Annotated in this window: 27 protein-coding genes; 14 read left to right on the top strand and 13 right to left on the bottom strand. The window is 60.3% G+C overall.

Features of this window, described 5'->3' with window-relative positions; translation table 11 throughout:
* Positions 1-148: 148 nt before the first annotated feature.
* The gene (locus ACQY8Q_RS20915) at positions 149-1,438 is read right to left on the bottom strand and encodes a dihydroorotase (RefSeq protein WP_428428316.1); all 1,290 of its coding nucleotides are present in this window, start codon (positions 1,436-1,438) and stop codon (positions 149-151) included.
* On the bottom strand, positions 1,435-2,376 hold the full coding sequence (locus tag ACQY8Q_RS20920; RefSeq protein WP_113245951.1) for an aspartate carbamoyltransferase catalytic subunit: 942 nt from the start codon (positions 2,374-2,376) through the stop codon (positions 1,435-1,437). The genes ACQY8Q_RS20915 and ACQY8Q_RS20920 overlap by 4 nt, the downstream gene beginning before the upstream one ends.
* A 199-nt stretch (positions 2,377-2,575) precedes the next feature.
* On the opposite strand from ACQY8Q_RS20920, the gene ACQY8Q_RS20925 reads away from it, so the two are divergent.
* The gene (locus ACQY8Q_RS20925) at positions 2,576-4,225 is read left to right on the top strand and encodes an acyl-CoA dehydrogenase family protein (protein WP_428428317.1); all 1,650 of its coding nucleotides are present in this window, start codon (positions 2,576-2,578) and stop codon (positions 4,223-4,225) included.
* On the opposite strand, the gene ACQY8Q_RS20930 is transcribed toward ACQY8Q_RS20925, so the two are convergent.
* Positions 4,207-5,142 (bottom strand): AEC family transporter, encoded by a 936-nt coding sequence (locus ACQY8Q_RS20930; protein ID WP_428428318.1) that lies wholly within the window; start codon positions 5,140-5,142, stop codon positions 4,207-4,209. The two genes, ACQY8Q_RS20925 and ACQY8Q_RS20930, sit on opposite strands and share 19 nt — an antisense overlap.
* A 183-nt stretch (positions 5,143-5,325) precedes the next feature.
* Here ACQY8Q_RS20930 and ACQY8Q_RS20935 point away from each other — a divergent pair, with 183 nt between their 5' ends.
* Together ACQY8Q_RS20935 and ACQY8Q_RS20940 are read left to right on the top strand one after the other, a co-directional pair.
* On the top strand, positions 5,326-5,469 hold the full coding sequence (locus ACQY8Q_RS20935; protein WP_428428319.1) for a hypothetical protein: 144 nt from the start codon (positions 5,326-5,328) through the stop codon (positions 5,467-5,469).
* Positions 5,466-5,810, top strand: a complete 345-nt coding sequence (locus tag ACQY8Q_RS20940; protein WP_428428320.1) for a DUF6105 family protein — start codon at positions 5,466-5,468, stop codon at positions 5,808-5,810. Before ACQY8Q_RS20935 ends, ACQY8Q_RS20940 begins: the two co-directional genes overlap by 4 nt.
* Here ACQY8Q_RS20940 and ruvX read toward each other — a convergent pair.
* Complete coding sequence (gene ruvX / locus ACQY8Q_RS20945; protein WP_428428321.1) at positions 5,747-6,241, bottom strand: Holliday junction resolvase RuvX; 495 nt, start codon at positions 6,239-6,241, stop codon at positions 5,747-5,749. The genes ACQY8Q_RS20940 and ruvX overlap by 64 nt on opposite strands.
* A gap of 95 nt (positions 6,242-6,336) precedes the next feature.
* On the opposite strand from ruvX, the gene ACQY8Q_RS20950 reads away from it, so the two are divergent.
* The 5 genes from ACQY8Q_RS20950 to ACQY8Q_RS20970 all read left to right on the top strand — a co-directional run bounded on the left by ACQY8Q_RS20950 (position 6,337) and on the right by ACQY8Q_RS20970 (position 9,999).
* Positions 6,337-7,041, top strand: coding sequence for a metal-dependent hydrolase (locus ACQY8Q_RS20950; RefSeq protein WP_428428322.1), 705 nt, complete (start codon positions 6,337-6,339; stop codon positions 7,039-7,041).
* 85 nt (positions 7,042-7,126) lie between these two features.
* Positions 7,127-7,414: an Asp-tRNA(Asn)/Glu-tRNA(Gln) amidotransferase subunit GatC gene (gene gatC, locus ACQY8Q_RS20955; protein ID WP_428428323.1), complete on the top strand. Its 288-nt coding sequence runs from the start codon at positions 7,127-7,129 to the stop codon at positions 7,412-7,414.
* Between the two features lie 48 nt (positions 7,415-7,462).
* Complete coding sequence (gatA, locus tag ACQY8Q_RS20960; protein WP_428428324.1) at positions 7,463-8,944, top strand: Asp-tRNA(Asn)/Glu-tRNA(Gln) amidotransferase subunit GatA; 1,482 nt, start codon at positions 7,463-7,465, stop codon at positions 8,942-8,944.
* Between the two features lie 23 nt (positions 8,945-8,967).
* Positions 8,968-9,456: an N-acetyltransferase family protein gene (locus ACQY8Q_RS20965; RefSeq protein WP_428428325.1), complete on the top strand. Its 489-nt coding sequence runs from the start codon at positions 8,968-8,970 to the stop codon at positions 9,454-9,456.
* 33 nt (positions 9,457-9,489) lie between these two features.
* A complete protein-coding gene (locus ACQY8Q_RS20970; protein WP_428428326.1) occupies positions 9,490-9,999 on the top strand; it encodes an N-acetyltransferase family protein in 510 nt (169 codons plus the stop codon).
* Between the two features lie 50 nt (positions 10,000-10,049).
* On the opposite strand, the gene ACQY8Q_RS20975 is transcribed toward ACQY8Q_RS20970, so the two are convergent.
* The 4 genes from ACQY8Q_RS20975 to ACQY8Q_RS20990 form a co-directional block, all read right to left on the bottom strand.
* Entirely contained in the window at positions 10,050-10,307 is a 258-nt protein-coding gene (locus ACQY8Q_RS20975) for a YjhX family toxin (RefSeq protein ID WP_428428327.1), read from the bottom strand.
* Positions 10,308-10,501: 194 nt separating this feature from the next.
* Complete coding sequence (locus ACQY8Q_RS20980) at positions 10,502-11,407, bottom strand: NAD(P)/FAD-dependent oxidoreductase (protein WP_428428328.1); 906 nt, start codon at positions 11,405-11,407, stop codon at positions 10,502-10,504.
* A 79-nt stretch (positions 11,408-11,486) separates the two neighbouring features.
* The gene (locus ACQY8Q_RS20985; RefSeq protein ID WP_428428329.1) at positions 11,487-11,954 is read right to left on the bottom strand and encodes an Rrf2 family transcriptional regulator; all 468 of its coding nucleotides are present in this window, start codon (positions 11,952-11,954) and stop codon (positions 11,487-11,489) included.
* Positions 11,955-12,037: 83 nt separating this feature from the next.
* Positions 12,038-12,346 carry a DUF1294 domain-containing protein gene (locus tag ACQY8Q_RS20990; RefSeq protein WP_428428330.1) on the bottom strand — a complete coding sequence of 103 codons (309 nt, stop codon included), beginning with the start codon at positions 12,344-12,346 and terminating at the stop codon, positions 12,038-12,040.
* A gap of 149 nt (positions 12,347-12,495) precedes the next feature.
* On the opposite strand from ACQY8Q_RS20990, the gene gatB reads away from it, so the two are divergent.
* The 6 genes from gatB to ACQY8Q_RS21020 all read left to right on the top strand — a co-directional run bounded on the left by gatB (position 12,496) and on the right by ACQY8Q_RS21020 (position 16,599).
* Positions 12,496-13,998, top strand: coding sequence for an Asp-tRNA(Asn)/Glu-tRNA(Gln) amidotransferase subunit GatB (gene gatB, locus ACQY8Q_RS20995; RefSeq protein ID WP_428428331.1), 1,503 nt, complete (start codon positions 12,496-12,498; stop codon positions 13,996-13,998).
* A gap of 62 nt (positions 13,999-14,060) precedes the next feature.
* Positions 14,061-14,546 (top strand): GNAT family N-acetyltransferase, encoded by a 486-nt coding sequence (locus tag ACQY8Q_RS21000; RefSeq protein ID WP_428428332.1) that lies wholly within the window; start codon positions 14,061-14,063, stop codon positions 14,544-14,546.
* A gap of 91 nt (positions 14,547-14,637) precedes the next feature.
* Positions 14,638-15,111 carry an N-acetyltransferase family protein gene (locus ACQY8Q_RS21005; protein WP_428428333.1) on the top strand — a complete coding sequence of 158 codons (474 nt, stop codon included), beginning with the start codon at positions 14,638-14,640 and terminating at the stop codon, positions 15,109-15,111.
* 105 nt (positions 15,112-15,216) lie between these two features.
* Positions 15,217-15,612, top strand: coding sequence for an NADH:ubiquinone oxidoreductase subunit NDUFA12 (locus tag ACQY8Q_RS21010; RefSeq protein ID WP_428428334.1), 396 nt, complete (start codon positions 15,217-15,219; stop codon positions 15,610-15,612).
* A gap of 164 nt (positions 15,613-15,776) precedes the next feature.
* Positions 15,777-16,193, top strand: coding sequence for a DUF2155 domain-containing protein (locus tag ACQY8Q_RS21015; RefSeq protein ID WP_428429836.1), 417 nt, complete (start codon positions 15,777-15,779; stop codon positions 16,191-16,193).
* Positions 16,174-16,599, top strand: a complete 426-nt coding sequence (locus ACQY8Q_RS21020; protein ID WP_428428335.1) for a GNAT family N-acetyltransferase — start codon at positions 16,174-16,176, stop codon at positions 16,597-16,599. Before ACQY8Q_RS21015 ends, ACQY8Q_RS21020 begins: the two co-directional genes overlap by 20 nt.
* Positions 16,600-16,643: 44 nt before the next feature.
* Here the strand turns inward: ACQY8Q_RS21020 and aat are convergent, their stop codons facing one another.
* From aat to ACQY8Q_RS21045, 5 genes are all read right to left on the bottom strand, one after another.
* Positions 16,644-17,258 (bottom strand): leucyl/phenylalanyl-tRNA--protein transferase, encoded by a 615-nt coding sequence (gene aat, locus ACQY8Q_RS21025; protein ID WP_428428336.1) that lies wholly within the window; start codon positions 17,256-17,258, stop codon positions 16,644-16,646.
* 8 nt (positions 17,259-17,266) lie between these two features.
* On the bottom strand, positions 17,267-18,610 hold the full coding sequence (gene accC, locus ACQY8Q_RS21030) for an acetyl-CoA carboxylase biotin carboxylase subunit (RefSeq protein ID WP_428428337.1): 1,344 nt from the start codon (positions 18,608-18,610) through the stop codon (positions 17,267-17,269).
* 9 nt (positions 18,611-18,619) lie between these two features.
* On the bottom strand, positions 18,620-19,081 hold the full coding sequence (gene accB / locus ACQY8Q_RS21035; protein WP_428428338.1) for an acetyl-CoA carboxylase biotin carboxyl carrier protein: 462 nt from the start codon (positions 19,079-19,081) through the stop codon (positions 18,620-18,622).
* A gap of 22 nt (positions 19,082-19,103) precedes the next feature.
* Positions 19,104-19,550: a type II 3-dehydroquinate dehydratase gene (gene aroQ, locus ACQY8Q_RS21040; RefSeq protein ID WP_113245971.1), complete on the bottom strand. Its 447-nt coding sequence runs from the start codon at positions 19,548-19,550 to the stop codon at positions 19,104-19,106.
* A 121-nt stretch (positions 19,551-19,671) separates the two neighbouring features.
* The gene (locus tag ACQY8Q_RS21045; RefSeq protein ID WP_428428339.1) at positions 19,672-20,439 is read right to left on the bottom strand and encodes a DsbA family protein; all 768 of its coding nucleotides are present in this window, start codon (positions 20,437-20,439) and stop codon (positions 19,672-19,674) included.
* Positions 20,440-20,474 lie beyond the last annotated feature (35 nt).

Genomic DNA, 20,474 nt, shown 5'->3' on the forward strand with positions numbered 1-20,474 from the left:
CCAATTCCGCCTCGGCGGATATTGCCCTTACCCCAACCCTCTCCCCGCAAGCGGGCGAGGGGACGACGGAGATTGCCGAAACTCCCTTCTCCCTGCTTGCGAGGAGAAGTGCCCGATAGGGCGGATGAGGGGCAGATCCGTCGCTTGATTACAGCGAATAGACCAGTTTTCCCGCAACATAGGTTTGAACCGCCCGGCCGGTAAAGCGGGCATTTTCGAAAGGCGTGTTTTTCGAGCGGGAGACGATCGAGTCCTTTCCGAAAATCCAGGGTTCGTCCAGATCGATCAGCGTGATATCGGCCTTGGCGCCGGGTTTCAGCGTACCAGCATCGAGCCCGAAGATCTGCGCAGGCCGTGTCGACATGGCATCGATCAGGCGCATCAGGGGCACGGTGCCGCTGTGATGGAGGCGGAGCGCAGCAGCCAGCAGTGTCTCCAGACCGATCGCGCCATCGGCGGCATCGGCAAAGGGCAGGCGCTTGGTATCGACATCCTGCGGGTCGTGCGACGAAACGATGATGTCGATGGTGCCATCGGCAAGTGCCTGCACCATCGCGACGCGATCGTCTTCGCCACGCAACGGCGGCGAGAGCTTGAAGAAGGTGCGGTATTCGCCGATATCGTTCTCGTTCAGCGTCAGATGGTTGATCGAGATGCCGCAGGTGACGTTGGCGCCGCGCTTGCGGGCGGTGGCGATGGCCTCGGCCGATTCGGGCAGCGAGATTTTTGCCGCATGATAGGCACCCTTCGTCAAGCTGGCGATGCGCAGGTCGCGCTCCAGCGGAATGATCTCGGCTTCGCGCGGCACGCCGGAAAGGCCAAGCCAGCTTGCGAGCAGACCCTCGTTCATGACGCCATCGGCACCGAGATATTTGTCGCGGGTCTCGAGCGAGATCACGGCGCCGAATTCGCGCGCATAGGTCATGGCGCGGCGAAGGACGAGTGTGTCGTGCACCGGACGGCGGCCATTGGTGAAGCAGACAGCGCCGGCTTCGCGCAACAGGCCGAATTCGGTCATCTCTTCGCCATCGAGATGCTTGGTCAGCGCTGCCGCCGGATAGACATTGATCAGCGCCTTGTCGCGTGCGGTCTTCTGGACGAACTGCACCAGTGCGATATCGTCAATCACTGGATCGGTATCGGGCATGGTGATGATCGAGGTGACACCACCGGCAGCCGCAGCTCGTGATGCGGATTCGATGGTCTCGCGATATTCACCGCCGGGTTCGCCGACGAAAACACGGGCATCGACCAGGCCGGGCACGGCGACGAGGCCAGTGCAGTCCTTGATTTCGGCGCCGGCAGGGACGCCCTGTTTCTCAACCGACTTCCCGGCGGCAATGATCAGGCCGTTTTCGACGATGATATCGCCGGTCTCATCGAGATTACGCGAGGGGTCGATGATGCGCAGGTTTTTCAGGACGAGGGCGTTGCTCATGTGCGTGGCCCCTGGTTCTGCGAAAGAAGAAGCGTTTCCATCACCGCCATGCGTACCGCAACCCCCATTTCAACCTGTTGCTCAATAACGCTCTGCGGCCCATCGGCAATCTCCGAGGCGATCTCGACGCCGCGGTTCATCGGGCCGGGATGCATGACCAGTGCGTCGTCCTTGGCAGCCTTCAGCTTTTCGGCATCAAGCCCGTAATAGCGGAAATATTCGCGTACCGAGGGAACGAAGGAGCCAGCCATGCGCTCGCGCTGTAGGCGCAGCATCATGACAACATCGGCATCCTTCAGGCCTTCCTCCATCGAATGGTACACCTCGGCGCCCATGTCGGCGATGCCGGAGGGGAGAAGTGTTGCCGGAGCGACCACACGGACGCGGGCGCCCATCTGGTTGAGAAGCAGGATGTTGGAGCGGGCAACGCGCGAATGCAGCACGTCGCCGCAGATCGCGACGATGATGCGCGACAGCTTGCCCTTGGCACGGCGGATGGTCAGCGCGTCGAGCAGCGCCTGGGTCGGATGCTCGTGCTGGCCGTCGCCGGCATTGACGACGGAGCAGGAAACCTTTTGAGCAAGCAGGGCGGCGGCACCGGCCGACGAATGGCGCACGACCAGTACATCCGGGTGCATCGCATTCAGCGTCATCGCCGTATCGATCAGCGTTTCGCCCTTCTTGACCGACGAATTGCTGACCGACATGTTCATCACGTCAGCACCCAGCCGTTTGCCGGCAAGCTCGAAGGAAGATTGCGTCCGGGTCGAGGCTTCGAAGAACAGGTTGATCTGCGTCAGTCCGCGCAGCGTCGTGGTCTTCTTTTCTCTCTGGCGGGAAATCTTGACGGCTTCGTCCGCCCGGTCGAGCAGGAGCGTGATGTCCTGTTCGGTCAGGCCCTTGATGCCGAGCAGGTGGCGATGCGGAAAGAAATCCATGGGGAGCCGCCTCATTTGGTGAAGTTGCGTGGGTCTATAATGACTGTATCCCTAACCGGCAAGGCAAAGGCTACGCAAACCGGCCGCATCCCCACGCTTTTGTGACCATAACGCACCGCGCGCAAATTGTTGCGGGATGCGGCATTTATCCCATGCCCATCCTGTTCCTAAGCATAGGGACTTGGGTTAGAAACGCGACATGACTCTGAACCGTACCGAACAGAAATTAGCCGATCTGAACCAGCCGAAACCCTGGTCGGGGATCAATGCCTTCCGCTCAGACCCGTTGCTGGTCGATATCGCCGCATCGATGCCGCGTCCCCTGCGCGACGATTTCGAGACGATCGGCCGCTATGTGACCTCGCCCGAGGCGCAGGATCTGGCGCGCATGGCCAATGAAGGCCTGCCGAAGCTGCGCACCCATGGGGCGCGCGGCGAGCGGCTTGACGTCGTCGAATTCCATCCGGCATGGCACGCGCTGATGCGCCGCTCGGTCACATCGGGCCTGCATGCTTCGGCCTGGGAAAACATCGCCGACGAGCGCGGCCGCTCGCACAAGGCGAGGGCGCTGCGTTTCTACCTGACGGCGCAGCTCGAATGCGGCCACCTCTGCCCGTTGACCATGACCAGCGCCTCCGTGGCTGCGATCTCCGCGTCGCCGGCCGTCCAGAAAGAATGGGCGCCAAAGATCCTGTCGCGAAAGTATGATTCGTCCAACCGCCCGTGGATGCAGAAAGCCTCCGTCACCATCGGCATGGGCATGACGGAAAAGCAGGGCGGCACGGATGTGCGCGCCAATACCTCGACGGCCGAACGGGTGGGCGAGGGCATCTACCGGCTGAACGGCCATAAATGGTTCATGTCGGCGCCGATGAGCGATGCCTTCGTGATGCTGGCGCAGACCCGCGATGGTCTCGGCTGCTTCCTCGTTCCACGTCTGCTTGAAGACGGCTCGGCCAACGGCCTGCGCTTCCAGCGGCTGAAGGACAAGCTCGGCAACCGCTCGAATGCGTCCTCCGAGGTTGAGTTTTCCGATACTTTCGGCTTCGTGCTCGGTTCGCCCGATGCGGGCATCCGTACCATTCTCGACATGGTAACGCTGACGCGTCTCGATTGCTCATTGGCTTCGGCTGGTATGATGCGCGCGTCGCTCGCTGAAGCCGTGCATCATGTGCGCGGCCGTAAGGTCTCCGGCAAGCCGCTGGTGGCACAGCCGATGATGACCCGGGTTCTGGCCGACATGGCGCTCGATGTCGCCGCTGCCAGCGCCTTGTCGTTCCGCCTCGCCGAAGCCTTTGACAAGGCGCGCGACAGTGCCGAAGACGCAGCCTACGCACGGATCATGACGCCCGTCGCGAAATACTGGAGCTGCAAGATTGCGCCGGCGCTGATCGCCGAGGCGATGGAGTGCATCGGTGGCAGTGGTTATGTCGAGGAACGGCCGATCGCCCGGCATTATCGCGAAGCCCCGGTCAATGCGATCTGGGAAGGTTCCGGCAATGTCATGGCACTGGACGTCTTGCGTGTCCTGACGCGCGGCAAGGACCTGTTCGAACTGTTGTTCCAGGTGATCAGCCGCGATCTCGGACCCTCCGCCAAGAAGACCGTCGATGTGCTACGTGCGGCAATGTCGCTCTGTGAGCGCGACGAGGGGGCTGCCCGCATGCTGGTCGAGCAGCTGGCGCTGGCTGCCGCCGCTGCCGAACTCTATCGGCTCGGCGCAGGGCGGATTGCCGATGCGTTCCTGGAATCGCGATTGGCTGCCGGCTGGCGCTCGACCTATGGCATGCTCGATTCGCGGTTTGATTCAGCCTACATCGTCGACTTGCTCTATCCGGCGGCGATATAGCCGGTCACGGTCAGAACCAGCGGAATGGTAAAGAACGACACGACTGTCTGGATAGTGGCGACGGCAGCATAGAGCGGCGCGTCGCCACCCATCTGCTTGGCCAGTAGATAACCGTTCATCGCGGTCGGCACGCTTGCGCCAAGCGCAATCACCAGCAGGGCATCGCCGCGAATGCCGAGCAAGTAGGCGGTGCCGACCATGAACACCGGCATGATAATCAGTTTCAGAAAGACCGCGAGCAGGGCCACCATGCTCGGCCGTAGCGCATCCGAAACCTTCAGCCCAGCCCCGACCATCACAAGCCCGAGGCTGAGCGAAGCGCTCGCCAGCATCTCGACGGCGGTCAGAACCGGGCCATAGACCGGAACCTGAAAGAAATTCAGTACGATACCCAGCACCGAGGCAACGATCAGCGGATTGGTGGCGATCTTGAAGACGAAGAACCGCAGCCCCTTCGGTCCGCCGTTGAAGCCGATCAGCACGCCGATATTGTAGAGATTGATGGGGATAATCACCAAGGTCATCACCAGCGCCGTCAGGCTGAGGCCAAGCGGCCCATAGAGCTTTTGGGCGATGGCCAGCGCCATGAAGCCGTTCCAGCGCGTCGCCGTCTGGAAGATCGAGGTGAAGGCGGCGGACGAGACGTGGCGGGCACGCAGCAGCGGCCAGAGCAGCAGCAGGGCTGCCGACATCAGCGTGATGCTGCCAATCGTCGCAAGCGCGGTCGAATCGGTCTTCATGCCGGCAAAGTCGGCCGTTGCCAGTGTCGAGAACAGCAGGGCAGGGAACAGGATATAATAGCCGAGCTGCTCCAGTCCTTCCCACAGGGTGTTATCGACCAGCGATGAGCGTTTTAGCCAGACGCCCAGAGAAACTAGCAGGAAGATCGGCAGGATGCTTTCGAAGATGATCGTCATGGGGAGGCCTGCAGGAAGGAAAAAGGCAACCGATAACTCCTTGTCCACAGCGCGGCAACCGCACTGCCCGGAAATTAACCTTAACAAATGGTTTACGTTGCGCCGTCAGGGTTAACGGGCAAGAGTGGCCGTGAAGAGATTGTTAACGTTTTTTGGAATGGAGCACGTTCGGTGAGAACTGGCTTGGTCATCATCATGACGATGTTTTTTGCGAGCCTTGCGCTCGATCTGGCGGTTCCGGCTGTCATCCTGGTGAGCTTGCTTGCTCTGGATCGGTTGTCGGCGCAGTTCAAACATGGCGCATTCGTGGAGGGGAGAGCAGCATGAAGTGGTTCCTGATCCTCTGGGCGTGCCCGGTCATCCTTTTGACCGGCTGGTACGGCCTTTCCTATTACGACATGAGCTTCGGCATTTTCATGCTGACGCGTCAGGCGCACGATCTGGTCTTTACCATCTATGGCAATGTGCTCGGCATCCCGCCCGAAACCATCCCGCCGCTGGTGGCCCGCGCCATCGTCTTCGACAGCCTGCTGGTGTTTGCGATCATCGCCTACCGCAAACGCCGCGAGATCCGCGCCTGGTACGCCAAGCGGTTTCCACCGGCTCAGCCGTCTGAAACTGCGGCAGCACCCTTTGCCAAGGATGCCAACCTGTCCAGCGCGCCCTGAAGAATGAAGGAAGCGGCTGCCGAATCGATCCGGTCGGCCCGCTTCTTTCTCGAAACATCCATCTCGATCAGCACCCGTTCGGCCGCCACGGTCGATAGCCGTTCGTCCCAGTAGATGAACGGCAGCTCCGTCTTCTGCGCCATGTTGTGCACGAAAGCCCTGGTCGCCTGCGCTCGGGGACCGGCGGAACCGTCCATGTTGATCGGCAGGCCGATGACAAACGCGGCGATCCTTTCCTTTTCGGCCATGGCAAGCAGCGCTTGCGCATCCAGCCCGAACTTGACCCGCTTGATCACTGCGCGTGGCGTGGCAAAGCGCCGTCCGAGATCGGACACCGAAATGCCGATCGTTTTGGTGCCGAGATCGAGCCCGGCGATGGCCTGGCTGGGCAGGAGGGCGGATGCGAGATCTTCGATGCTGAGAACAGCCATGTGATTTGCCGATTCGGTCTTTTAGGATTACTCGGGTGATCCATATCCCTATCCTGCCGCCAAATCATCCCCGCGATAAATCAAGGAGTATTGTCATGAAGATCAAGTGGCTCGGACATTCCGCGTTCCATCTGGAAACCGCCAAATCAAAAATCCTCATCGACCCCTTCTTCACCGGCAACCCATCCTTCGACGAAGCCACACGCAAGGATGCCGCCGCCGGGCTCACCCATATTCTGCTCACCCACGGCCATGGCGACCATGTCGGCGATACGATTGCGCTCGCCAAGGAAACCGGCGCGACCGTTGTTGCCAATGCCGATCTCGCTGCATGGCTGGGCTCCAAGGGCGTTCAGGCGCTCGAAATGGGCAATACCGGCGGTACCATTCATCTCGACGGCTTTTCCACCACCTTCGTCAACGCGCTGCATTCCTCGGCGCAACTGACCGAGGACGGCGTGTCGCATTCGCTTGGCAATGCCAACGGCCTTGTCCTGCATTTCGAGGATGAGCCGACGCTTTATCATATGGGCGATACCGACATCTTCTCCGACATGGCGCTGATCCAGGAACTGCACCAGCCGGAAATCGGTCTCGTGCCGATCGGCGACCGGTTCACCATGGGCGGTGCCGTAGCGGCGCTGGCCTGCCAGCGCTTCTTCAAGTTTGCCACCGTGCTTCCGTGCCACTACGGTTCGTTCGGCATTATCGACCAGACGCCGGCGCTGTTCATCACAGGCATGGACGGCGCTTCAGCTAAGGTCGAAGCGCCCGCAGTCGGCGGTATTGTTGCCGTCTAAGCGGCTTGCGTTTGCATTCCCCCGTTGCGTGGCAGCACTGCGGCTATTATAGCGGGGGAAAGTTCCTTGAAGACCGGAGACACCCATGTCCGTAGACCTCGCCACCGTGAAGCGCGTCGCGCGCCTTGCCCGCATTGCCGTCACCGAAGAGGAAGCGCAGCGCATGACCGGCGAACTGAACGGCATCCTCGGTTTCGTCGAGCAGCTTTCCGAGGTCAATGTCGATGGCATCGAGCCGATGACATCGGTAACCCCGATGGCAATGAAGAAACGCGTCGATGCGGTAACCGATGGCAACAAGGCCGACGATATCGTTGCGAACGCACCGAACGAGGATCGCAATTTCTTCCTCGTCCCGAAGGTTGTCGAGTAATCTTTGCCGCTGCCGCCGCCCGAACGCACCCGATTTTGAAAGCCTGCCATGACCGACCTGACCCGCCTGACCATCGCCGAAGCGCGCACGAAGCTGAGCGCCAAGGAAATCTCCGCCGTCGAACTGACGGAAGCCTATGTCGGCGCGATCGACGCGGCCAACGGTGCGCTGAATGCCTACATCGTCACCACGCCGGACAAGGCGCGCGAGATGGCGAAGGCATCGGATGCCCGCATCGCCAGCGGCAAGGCCGGTGCTCTCGAAGGCATTCCGCTCGGGATCAAGGACCTGTTCGGTACCGAAGGGATCCACACCCAGGCCTGCAGCCACATTCTCGACGGCTTCAAGCCGCGGTATGAATCCACCGTCACCCAGAACCTCTGGAACGACGGCGCCGTCATGCTCGGCAAGCTCAACATGGACGAGTTTGCCATGGGCTCGTCAAACGAAAGCTCCTATTACGGCCCGGTGAAAAACCCGTGGCGTGCCAATGGCTCGAACCTCGATCTGGTTCCAGGCGGCTCCTCCGGCGGTTCGGCCGCAGCCGTTGCCGCGTTCCTCTGCGCCGGTGCCACTGCCACCGATACTGGCGGCTCGATCCGCCAGCCGGCAGCCTTTACCGGCACAGTCGGTATCAAACCGACCTATGGCCGCTGCTCGCGCTGGGGCATCGTCGCTTTTGCCTCGTCGCTCGATCAGGCCGGTCCGATCGCCCGCGACGTGCGCGATGCGGCCATCCTGTTGAAGTCGATGGCATCGGTCGACGCCAAGGACACGACTTCTGTCGATCTGCCGGTGCCAAACTATGAGGCCTCGCTCGGCCAGTCGCTGAAGGGCATGAAGATCGGCATTCCGAAGGAATACCGCGTCGATGGCATGCCGGAAGAAATCGAAACCCTTTGGCAGCAGGGCATTGCCTGGCTGAAGGACGCCGGTGCCGAAATCGTCGATATCAGCCTGCCGCACACCAAATATGCGCTTCCGGCCTACTACATCGTGGCGCCCGCTGAAGCCTCGTCCAACCTTGCCCGCTATGACGGCGTCCGCTACGGCCTGCGCGTCGATGGCAAGGACATTGCCGACATGTATGAAAAGACCCGTGCGGCCGGCTTCGGCACCGAGGTCAAGCGCCGCATCATGATCGGCACCTATGTGCTGTCGGCCGGTTATTACGACGCCTATTACCTGCAGGCCCAGAAGGTCCGTACGCTGATCAAGCGCGACTTCGAACTGGCTTTCCACGCCGGTGTCGATGCGATCCTGACGCCGGCTACACCGTCCTCCGCCTTTGGCATTGCCGACGAGGACCTGGCATCCGATCCGGTCAAGATGTACCTCAACGACATCTTCACGGTGACGGTCAACATGGCCGGTCTTCCGGGCATTGCCGTACCCGCCGGTCTCGACCACAAGGGCCTGCCGCTCGGTCTGCAGTTGATCGGCAAGCCGTTCGAGGAAGAAACGCTGTTCAAGACAGCGCATGTCATTGAGCAGGCCGCCGGAAAATTCCAGCCAACGAAGTGGTGGTAAAAACGGCCTTCCGCCTTCGCAATATGACTGCCGCGGACACCGGGGCAGTCGCCCGGATCGGGTTTGACGCCTGGAAATCCAGCCGTATTCACCAGAGCTGGTTTGAGCCGACTGTCGAAACGCGCGTCGAAGACAGCTTTCTGACGTTTGCCGGACGGCCGGACGCCGAGGTCCTCGTTGCCGTTGCCGCAAATGAAGTGATCGGCTGGGGTGCCCGCGACAGCCGCGAACATCCCGGCGACCGGTCACGCGGCTGGGATTATATTTCCGATATCTGGATTGCTCCGCACTGGCAGGGCAAGGGGGTCGGCTCGGCGCTGATCGGCGAGCTTCTGTCCCGGATGCACTTTGAAAATCTGGGCGTTGCAAGCATTGAGACTGATGCGTCCAACGATCCCGCTCTTTCCCTCTACAAAAAGCTCGGTTTTACCGAGGTCTGGCAAGGCACCGATTTTTCGCCGTCGCTTGGTCTGGACCAGGCCAAGGTACGTCTGGAAAAATCGATCCTATGATGCTCTACTTGCTGCGGAAGGGGGGACCGCTGCATGATCATTGTCCGCCTTGCGCGCGAAAACGAAGTTCCAGCCCTTGCCACGATCGGGCTTGATGCCTGGGAGAAAGCCGTTTCCGGCGTGGCCGATGCGCAGGCCATGCGCCGCGTCGCCGAACTGTCGTTCCTGTCCTTTCTGCGTTCGAACTGGTTTTCGGTGAGCGTCGCTGAAACCAACGGCATCGTCGCCGGGTGGGCCGCGCGCGAAGACAAGGACGGGACGATCTCCGATCTCTGGATCGAACCCTCGATGCAGCGATACGGTCTCGGCTCGACCCTGCTTGCCGATTTGGAACACAGGATACTGGCTGACGGGTTTCAGGCTGTGGCGATCAATACGCATGCCCAGAATGCAAAGGCCATCGGGTTTTTCCGCAAGCACGGGTATGCGATCAGCTCGCTGTCAACGGCCTACGCACCAAAACTCGACCGGGATGTCGAATCGGTCGGCATGACGAAAATGCTGGGAGAGCCTGCTGTTCATAACGATGAGCAGTGGTTCTGAATGAAAAAAACCGGCGAGACCGAATGAACGGTCCCACCGGCTTTGTTTTGTTAGCAGTTGTTCAGCTGCGAGCGCACGAGAACAAGGCCGCGTTGGGTGATCCGGTAGGGTTTGCCGCCGGATGACGAAATCGCTTTCTTCCGTTTCAGTTTACGAAACATCTCCAAACCGAAACCGGGATAGAGCCAGCCGTCGCGGGTGAAGCATCGAGCACTGTCGATGCTCTTGCCGTCCAGACGGAGGATTTCGATGCGGCCGCCTTGGGCCATGAGATGTAGAATACGCTGTTCTTCGCGTGAAATGTCCATTGATGTCGAGATCCGAAAAGCGTTCGCGTGAACGCATGAAAACGGGTCTGCCGTTCAGTCGAACGTCAGGGCTTCGTTTTCCGGCCCGTGCCCGCAAAAGACTTTTGCAGGCAGGGCCTTCAGGCAATCTCGGATATAGAAAACATCAAAACTCCATAAGGACGGCCATTTTTAAGCGAAGGACGGCAGCGCCGTCAAGAATGCGATGCGAACATGAGCGATTGGTGCATGCCGAGGCCGGCCATGACGCCATCGGCGGAAGCAAGCGTGATGTTGCCGAAGGCGCGGGCATTGTCGCCGGCGGCATAGACCCCGGCGACACTGGTCGCCTTGACGGTGTCGGTGGCGAGGATCTTGCCGGCGGGTGTGTCCTGCAATGCGCAGCCAAGGCTTTCGGCGATCGTGCCGCGCATATGCAGTTCGGCCGCGACGAACAGCGCTTTGACATCAAAGGTCCGGCCGTTCTCCAGCCGAACCCGCAGCATATCGCAGGTACCGGTCTCAATAACGCTGACCGTGCCGGGCCGGAGGGTTACGTTACGCCTCTCGAGAAGGGCAAGTGTCTCTTTGTCCGGCTCCGGCATACCGTTGGTGAACAGGGTGACATCGCCCCAGTCGGCAACGACGGCCCCCTGATGCGCCGACATCGGCTGTGTTGCCAGCACACCGATCGGCCCGCCGCCGATTTCATAGCCGTGGCAATAGGGGCAATGCAGTACTGTCTTGCCCCAGCGTTCGGCAAGGCCGGGGATATCGGGCAGGCGGTCTTCTATGCCGTTGGCCAGAAGCAGCCGCCGGGCGGCAATTGAGCCGTGTCCGGCAACGCTGACATGGAAGTCGTCGATTACGCCTTCCGCAGAGTCAGCCTCGCCTTCGATGAAGGTCACCGTGGGATAGGCAGCGAGCTGGGCCCGCGCCTCGGTGAGGATCTCCAGCCCTGATTTGCCGTCGAGTGCCAGCACGCCGTGGGAATGGGCGGCAAACCGGTTGCGTGGCGTGCCGCTGTCGATGATGGTGACATGCCGCCGGGCGCGGGCGAGAATATAGGCGGCCGCCAATCCGGCAAAACCGCCGCCGATGATGATTGCATCCTGTTGCATGGTCTTTCCTTCCATAGCTCCGCCCCCCGGCAATTTCATGAGAAACCGGATGGGGGAGACATCAGTGTTGATAGGAGTGTTAGCCGGGCCGTGTTTTACCCAGCTGTTTCAGCGCGGCCCTGTGCTCGGCAAAGCGCCGTTTGAAATCGTCGGCAAGGGTGGCCAGCGTCACTTGCCCGAGGCGCGCAATCAGCATCACTTCGGCATCGCGAAACGCATCGTCGAGCGCGTGATTGACGGCCTGTTCGACCAGGCAGCCCGGGCTTTCGCTGACATTGCCCATCTGGAACAGCATCGGCTCGCCCAGTGCTGCATAGATGTCATGCATGGTGACATCCTCCAACGGCCGGGCCAGCGTCCAGCCGCCGCCATGGCCACGGCCGGAAGTGACAAGGCCTGCCTCGCGCAGCCCGGCCATGGTGCGCCGGACGACGACAGGATTGGTGTGGAGACAGAGGGCGAGCTCGTCCGATGTCATCGGCCGTTCGCGTTCTGCCATGTGCAGCAGTGCGTGCAGCACTGCGGAAAGGCGGCTGTTTCTTTTCATGTAATAATAATAGTTACGAATCGTCCCGCGAGTCAAGCTGTGGCGGTCGGGTCAAAAGTCAGGTAGCTAGAGGGGAAGTGACCTCAAGAGTGGAAAACGTGACCGGCAAGCACCCAGGGCAATGCCAGAAGTCCGACGGAGGCGACGGCGGCGTGCAGGACGAGGATCGCCGCCAGCCGGGTGCGGAAAGGCTCCTTGCGGGTCTTGTGCCGCAGCAGCCGCTGGGCGGCAAAGGCGCCGAGGCTTCCGCCGAAAAACGCCAGGCTCAAAAGCTTGTTTTCGGCGATCCGCCATTTTCCACCGCGCGCCGCCGCCTTGTCCCACCAGAAGACGCAGAACGTCACGATGTTGAGGACAAGAAACACAATGATGAGCAAGAGACAGATGGCCATTCGGATAGAGTGCCTCAAAAAATTGAACAGATCGCAAACGCCCGGAGATTGGGCATCAATACGCCATGCCGGATGCGACAAGCCTTGCACGCCATAGCCAATTGTTCTACCCAGAGACACACGAATTGAAGCTTACAGAAGAGCATTCCATGACCCTCGTCGACGTCCGCATCTCAGAACCGAAACGCTATATTCCCGGCGCCACTGGCGATTGGGAAGTCATCATCGGCCTGGAAGTCCATGCCCAGGTGACGAGCAATTCGAAGCTGTTTTCGGGCGCCTCGACGACATTCGGCAATGCACCGAACTCCAACGTCTCGCTGGTCGATGCAGCGATGCCGGGCATGCTGCCTGTCATCAACGAGGAATGCGTCGCCCAGGCCGTACGCACCGGTCTTGGCCTGAAGGCGCAGATCAACAAGCGCTCGATCTTCGACCGCAAGAACTATTTCTATCCGGACCTACCGCAGGGCTATCAGATTTCCCAGTTCAAGGATCCGATCGTCGGCGAGGGCCAGATCGTCATTTCGGTGGGACCGGATCGTCAAGGCCAGTTCGAGGATATCGAAATCGGCATCGAGCGGCTGCATCTGGAACAGGATGCCGGCAAGTCGATGCACGACCAGAGCCCGACCATGTCCTATGTCGATTTGAACCGCTCGGGCGTGGCGCTGATGGAAATTGTCTCCAAGCCGGACATGCGCTCGTCCGATGAAGCCAAGGCCTATGTCACCAAGCTGCGGTCGATCGTGCGTTACCTCGGCACTTGCGACGGCAACATGGACGAAGGCTCGTTGCGCGCCGACGTCAACGTTTCCGTGCGCCGCCCGGGCGAGGATTTCGGCACGCGTTGCGAAATCAAGAACGTCAATTCCATCCGCTTCATCGGTCAGGCGATCGAATACGAAGCCCGCCGCCAGATCGGCATTCTCGAAGACGGCGGCTCGATCGACCAGGAAACCCGCCTGTTCGACCCGGGCAAGGGCGAGACCCGTTCGATGCGCTCGAAGGAAGATGCGCATGACTACCGCTATTTCCCGGACCCGGACCTGCTGCCGCTCGAATTCGACGACGCCTTCATTGAAGCGCTGAAGGCCGACTTGCCGGAACTGCCCGACGACAAGAAGGAGCGTTTCGTGCGCGATCTCGGCCTGTCGATCTATGACGCATCCGTGCTGGTGTCTGAAAAGGCGATTGCCGATTATTTCGAGGCGGTGGCTGCTGGCCGCGATGGCAAGATTGCTGCCAACTGGGTCATCAACGACCTGCTTGGCGCGTTGAACAAAGCCAGCAAAGCCATTGAAGAGACTCCGGTTTCCCCCGCCCAGCTCGGCGGCATTCTCGACCTCATCAAGTCGGAAGTGATCTCCGGCAAGATCGCCAAGGACCTGTTCGAAATCGTCTGGACCGAAGGCGGCGACCCGGCCGAGCTGGTCGAAAGCCGCGGCATGAAGCAGGTGACGGACACCGGCGCCATCGAAAAGGCCGTCGACGAGATCATCGCTGCCAACCCCGATCAGGTCGCCAAGGTTCAGGCCAAACCATCGCTTGCCGGCTGGTTCGTCGGCCAGGTAATCAAGTCGACCGGTGGCAAGGCCAACCCGCAGGCGGTGCAGGCGCTGGTCAAGGCCAAGCTCGGCATCGAGGACTGAGCCATTCCGGGAAAAGCGTGAAACGGTTTTCCGTTCGGAGTTGCGATTGAAAGGCCCAAAACATGTTCTTCGTCCGTACAGCCACCGAGCGCGACCTTGCGAAAGTCTCGGCGCTTCTCGGTGAGACCGCGCATGCGACCTATGATGCGCAGTACGGTGCCGATAAGATCAACGAGATGACGGCCAAGTGGCATTCGGTGGCAGCGTTGAAGGCCAATCTTCAGCGCAAAAACGGCGAGTTTCTCGTTGCCGACGACGGCAAGGTGATCGGCGGCATGGGCTTTGCGGCCATGTCCGAAACGCTGCATGAAACGGCGGTGCTACACCAGCTCTACGTCCTGCCGCAGTTCCAGCGGCAGGGGATAGCCCGCGATATTTTTGCCGAGCTCGAAACCTGCTTTCCCTATGCGGGCACGATGCGGGTCGAGGTCGAGGAGAACAACGCCAAGGCCATCGGCTTCTATGACGCGCATGGCTTCGTCAGGGCAGGCGGGGGGGCTGCGACCTGGGGCATTGCAACGATCGTGATGGAAAAGCCTCTGGACTGATAAGGCCGCCTTGGCTCCTCCCGTGCGCTGCTGTCACATTTCCTTCTTCATCCGCTGGCAAGCCACGGTCAGAAATCGGGAATCGAAAGATATGCACGCACCAAAGCTCAATGTGTCGATCAGGCTGGCCAACCGTGAAGATCTCACCGAGATCATCGCCCTGTTCGCATCCGATACGATCGGCGGCCATGGCGACACCACTGCGCCAGATGCCTTTGCCGACTATCTCGCGGCATTTGAGCGCATTGTCGCTACCCCAAACGAGACGCTGTATGTCGCCGAGCTGGATAGGGCGGTGGTCGGCACGTTCCAGACCACGATCCTGACGACGCTGTCCGGCCGGGGGAGCTCCAACCTGTTGATCGAAGCCGTGCAGACCCGAAAGGACATGCGCGGAAGGGGGATCGGCGAGACGATGATGCGGTTTGCGGTCGAAACGGCTCGTGCGCAAGGTCTTTCCAAGGTGCAGCTAAGCTCGAACAAGCAGCGCATCGATGCCCACCGGTTCTATGAGCGGGTCGGGTTCGAGCCCTCCCATCTCGGCTTCAAGATTCGGTTGAAATAGCGGCGTTGCCACGGAATCACTGGACAAGCGGCAGGCTGCGCGGCATAAGCGGAGCAGTAATCTAGGATATCCCGCGCGGTTTTAGCGCGGTCAAGGACGGACATCATGAAGTCTCTGCTGCAGATTTTTACCTGGTGGAATGGACAGACGATCGGCACCCGCTTTCACACCTGGCGCTTCGGCAAAAGAGTGGGCGAAGATGCGGCCGGCAACGTCTATTATCAGGGCGGCACTGATTCCGAGGGCCGCACCCGCCGCTGGGTGATCTATAACGGCTATGCCGACGCATCCGCCATTCCGCCGGGCTGGCATGGCTGGATGCACCATCGTACCGACGTGTCGCCGGCGGATGAAAGCTACAAAGAGCGAGAGTGGGAAAAGCCGCATCAGCCGAACGGCACCGGCTCTGCCCAGGCCTACCGGCCACCGGGTTCGATCAATGCCACCGGCGAGCGTCCGCGCGTCACCGGCGACTATGATGCCTGGACGCCACGCTCCTGAACCCGATTTGCAAACAGTTCCTTTGGATTGTTGATTGCACCGCAGGCACCATGCCTCGGCCACATTTGATGTTTAGCGCCTGATACCCGGCACTGTGGCCGGGGATTACGCGGGAGACGGGCGTTAGAATGGTAGTTTCAAGTCAGCGAATTCTAAAGCGCCGGATGTTTACGGCAGCCTCGCTGTTCGCGATTGCCGGCACCGCCGTTCTTTCGATGATGACGGCCGCTGACGCAGCAAGGATCACCAACCCTGTCGCCGTCTTTTCCGGCATTGACAAGATCACTGGCCGCATCACGACCTTCGACGTCTATATTGGTGAAACCGTCCAGTTCGGCGCGCTGCAGGTGACGCCGCGTGTCTGTTACAGCCGCGACGAGACCGAAGCGCCGAAGACCGACACGTTTGTCGAAGTCGACGAAATCACACTCGACCGCAAGATCCGCCGCATCTTCACCGGCTGGATGTTCGCAGACAGCCCGGGCCTCAACGCCGTCGAGCACCCGGTCTATGACGTCTGGCTGAACAGCTGCAAGGCCAAGTCCGACCTGCCGCCGCCGGATGCCGCAGCCAAGCAGTAATGCTTTGAGGATCGCGTTGACCATCGAAATCCGCACCGATCCCTTTCCCCCGAACGACCAGATGAATTTTCTTTGGGCTGTCGCCTGGGGCGAACCCACGCCGAGAGATTTTTCAGGCATCCTGTCGCACAGCCTTGGCCATGTCGGCGCCTATGACGGCGAGCAGCTGATTGGCTTCGTCAACGTTGCCTGGGACGGCGGCATTCATGCCTTCATTCTCGACACCTGCGTGCATCCCGCCAAGCGTCGCTTGGGTATCGCGACCCGCTTGGTGAAGGCAGCGGAAACGCTGGCCCGCGAACGGGGAGCACTCTGGCTGCATGTCGATTTCGAAGGGCATCTAGCCGCGTTCTATCGCAACTGCGGCTTTGGCGAGACCCAGGCAGGTTTGATGAAGCTTGGGTAGGCTTTCGATTTGCCTGGCGAGCCAGTCCGGGGATACGGCTGCGCCTAAAATCTCAGATGCGGTGTAGCAATCGCGCGGGCCAGCATCTTTTCGTAACGCGCTTTCGGCACATCAATCGCACCAAAATTCTTCAGATGCTCGGTGGTGAACTGGGTATCGAGCAGGACAAAGCCCCGCTTGCGCAGGCGCTCTACCAGATGCACAAGGCAAATCTTCGAGGCATCCGTGCGGCGCGAAAACATGCTTTCGCCGAAGAACGCCGAGCCGAGCGAGACGCCGTAGAGGCCACCCACCAGTTCGTCATCCTCCCACGCTTCGACGCAATGTGCGTGGCCCATGCTGTGCAGCGTCGTATAGAGGGAGCGGATCTTGGCGTTGATCCAGGTGGTCGGCCGGTCCGGGGCAGGGGCGGCACATCCGTCCATCACCTGCTCGAAGGCCGTGTCGTACCGGATATCGAACGGCGCACGCCGGATCGTCTTGGCCAGGCTTTTTGAAATGTGGAAATCGTCGAGCGGGATAATGCCGCGCAATTCAGGCTCGACCCAGAACAGTTCGGGATCGTCAGCACTGTCGGCCATCGGAAACAGGCCGATGGAATAGGCCCGCAACAGCAAATCCGGTGTAATGTCCGGCTGCCTGCTACGGGTCCCCTTCATTCAAAACCTCATTCGGCCGACTGGGCCAGATAGTTTTCCAGCCAATGGATGTCGTAGTCGCCGTTGGCGATGTCCTGATTGTTGATCAGGTCCTGGAACAGGGGCAAGGTCGTCTTAATACCGTCGATGACGAATTCATCGAGCACGCGGCGCAGGCGCATCATGCATTCGACGCGGGTACGTCCATGCACGATCAGCTTGCCGATCAGGCTGTCGTAGTAGGGCGGGATTTTGTAGCCCTGATAGACGCCCGAATCGACGCGAACACCGAGACCGCCCGGAGCATGGAAATGCGTGATCGTGCCGGGCGACGGCACGAAAGTGCGCGGATCCTCGGCATTGATGCGGCATTCGATGGCATGACCGGAAAAGACGATCTCGTCCTGCGTCACCGACAGACCACCGCCGGAAGCGACGCGGATCTGTTCGTGCACCAGATCGATGCCGGTGATGGCCTCGGTGATCGGATGCTCGACCTGCAGGCGGGTGTTCATCTCGATGAAGAAGAACTCGCCGTTTTCGTAGAGAAACTCGATCGTGCCGGCGCCACGGTATTTCAGCTTGCGCATGGCATCGGCGCAGATTTCGCCGATCTTCATCCGCTGCTCGACGTTAAGAGCCGGCGAATTGGCTTCTTCCCAGACCTTCTGGTGGCGGCGCTGCAAAGAGCAGTCGCGTTCGCCCAGATGGATGGCATTGCCTTCACCGTCGCCGACGACCTGGACTTCGATATGGCGTGGCTTGCTGAGATACTTTTCCATGTAGACGGCGTCGTTGCCGAAGGCGGCAAGCGCCTCTGAACGGGCTGTGGAAACCGCCTCGGACAGTTCGTCCTCGTTCTTCGCCACCTTCATGCCGCGGCCGCCGCCACCGGCAGTGGCTTTGATCAGCACGGGGAAGCCGATTTCGCGGGCGATTTCCAGTGCATTTTCCGGCAACACTTCACCGGCAGAACCCGGAACGACCGGAATGCCGAGCGACTTGGCCGTTTCCTTCGCCGTGATCTTGTCACCCATGATGCGGATGTGATCGGCGGTCGGTCCGATGAAGGTAATGCCATGCGCGTCGAGGATATCGGCGAACTTGGCATTTTCCGACAGGAAGCCGTATCCGGGATGCACGGCGTCAGCGCCGGTGATCTCGCAGGCCGCAACGATCTGGTGGATGTTCAGATAGCTGTCGCGCGAGGGCGGCGGGCCGATGCAGACGCTCTCGTCGGCAAGCCGCACATGCATCGCGTTGGCGTCGGCGGTCGAATGAACCGCGACGGTGGCGATGCCGAGTTCCTTGCAGGCGCGCAGCACCCGAAGGGCGATTTCGCCGCGATTGGCGATGAGGATCTTTGAAATCATCTGTTCGGCCTATTCGATGATGACAAGCGCTTCGCCGTACTCGACCGGTGCGCCGTCTTCAACGAGGATTTCGGTAACCTTGCCGGAGCGGGGCGCCGGGATCTGGTTCATCGTCTTCATGGCTTCGATGATCAGGATGGTCTGGCCTTCCTTGACGGTGGCGCCGACTTCAACAAACGGGCGCGAGCCAGGAGCAGGCGAGAGATAAGCCGTACCAACCATCGGTGCGGTCAGCGCGTTCTTGGAGGTCCGTGCCGTTTCCGCAGCCGAAACTGCAGTAACGCCAGACACGATCTGAACCGGTGCAGCGACCGGAACCGGAGCGGATACGTATTGCGGCGTACCGGCGCGCGACACGCGAATACGCAGGTCGTCCTGTTCCACTTCGATTTCGGTAAGATCGGTTTCGTTCAGGATGTCGGCGAGATCGCGGATCAGCTTCTGGTCGATGCCGGGTTTCTTGTCAGCCATGGATATGAGCCTCGTGTTCTTTTTATTTCGTGTGTTGTGTGAGTGTCTTTAGCGCATTGAGCGCCAGAATGTAACTGTCGGCACCAAAGCCGCAGATCACGCCTTTTGCAGCGGGCGCCAGCATCGATTTGTGCCGGAACTCTTCGCGTGCATGAACATTGGAGAGGTGCACTTCGACGACCGGAATACCGATCGCCTTAGCTGCATCGTGCAGCGCAATCGAGGTATGGGTGTAGGCGCCGGCATTGATGGCGATGCCCTGTGCCACGCTGCCTGCCTCATGGAACCAGTCGATGAGGTCGCCTTCATGATTGCTCTGCCGGCAAACGACGTTGAGGCCGAGTGCATTGCCATGCTCGACGCACATTGCCTCGATGTCGGCCAGCGTCTTGCCCCCATAAATACCGGGCTCGCGTTTGCCGAGCGCGTTGAGGTTGGGGCCGTTCAGCACGAAAATGGTCGATGGCATATGGAATCCGGTCCGATAGTCGAGCGCTACCTATAGACCGGCGGACTGCCGAGGAAAAGCCCTTTGGCCCACCTCGGCATTTGTCCACAAGCCATAACGCGCAGTTACCCAGAAATGGGCCTTAGCAGACGGTCTTGCCGCACGTGCGGACGTTGTTGACTTTGGTTTCAATTTCCTCGGCGCCAACGGCGCCATACACGGCTTCTTTGCCGATCACATAGGACGGCGTGCCGGTGATGCCGAGATCGTTGGCCAGCGTGTAGACCTGCTTGACGGCGTCGTCCTGGGTGTTTTCGGCCATCTTCTGGCGCAGGTCAGCCTCGGGAACGCCAAGACCGGTGGCAACGGCCATCGCCGTTTCCTCGTTGGCGCGGTCCTCGCCACCCAGAAGGGCGCGGTGGAAGTCACCATATTTTTCCGGTGCGATGGCGCGGAAGGCGGTGCTGACCTTATGGGCCGCCATCGAATCCGGTCCAAGGATCGGCAGTTCCTTCAGGACGAAACGGACGTTCTTGTCCTTTTCCAGAATGGTTTCCATGTCCGACAAGGCACGTTTGCAGTAGCCACAGTTGTAGTCGTAGAACTCGACGATGGTGACGTCGCCCTTCGGATTGCCGAGCGTCACGTCATAGGGCGACTGGAAGATCGCCTTTTCATTGTCGGTGATGGCAGTTTGCGCCTGCGCCGACTGTTCGTCGGCCTGCTTCTTCTTCAGCGACTGCTGGGCTTCGAGCAGAATTTCCGGATTGGCGACGAGGTATTCCCTGATGAAATCGCCGATTTCCTGCTTCTGCTTGGCATCCAGCGCGTAGGCTGCCGGGGAGGTAGCAGCACTCGCCGTCAAAAGGATGATCGAAGCGGCGATGAATTTGCGAGCGTTGAATGCCATGGTGTTCCTCGTTGTCTTTCGTTGCTGCAGTCTGT

The sequence above is a fragment of the Pararhizobium sp. genome (assembly GCF_965279435.1).
Classification (GTDB): Bacteria; Pseudomonadota; Alphaproteobacteria; order Rhizobiales; family Rhizobiaceae; genus Pararhizobium.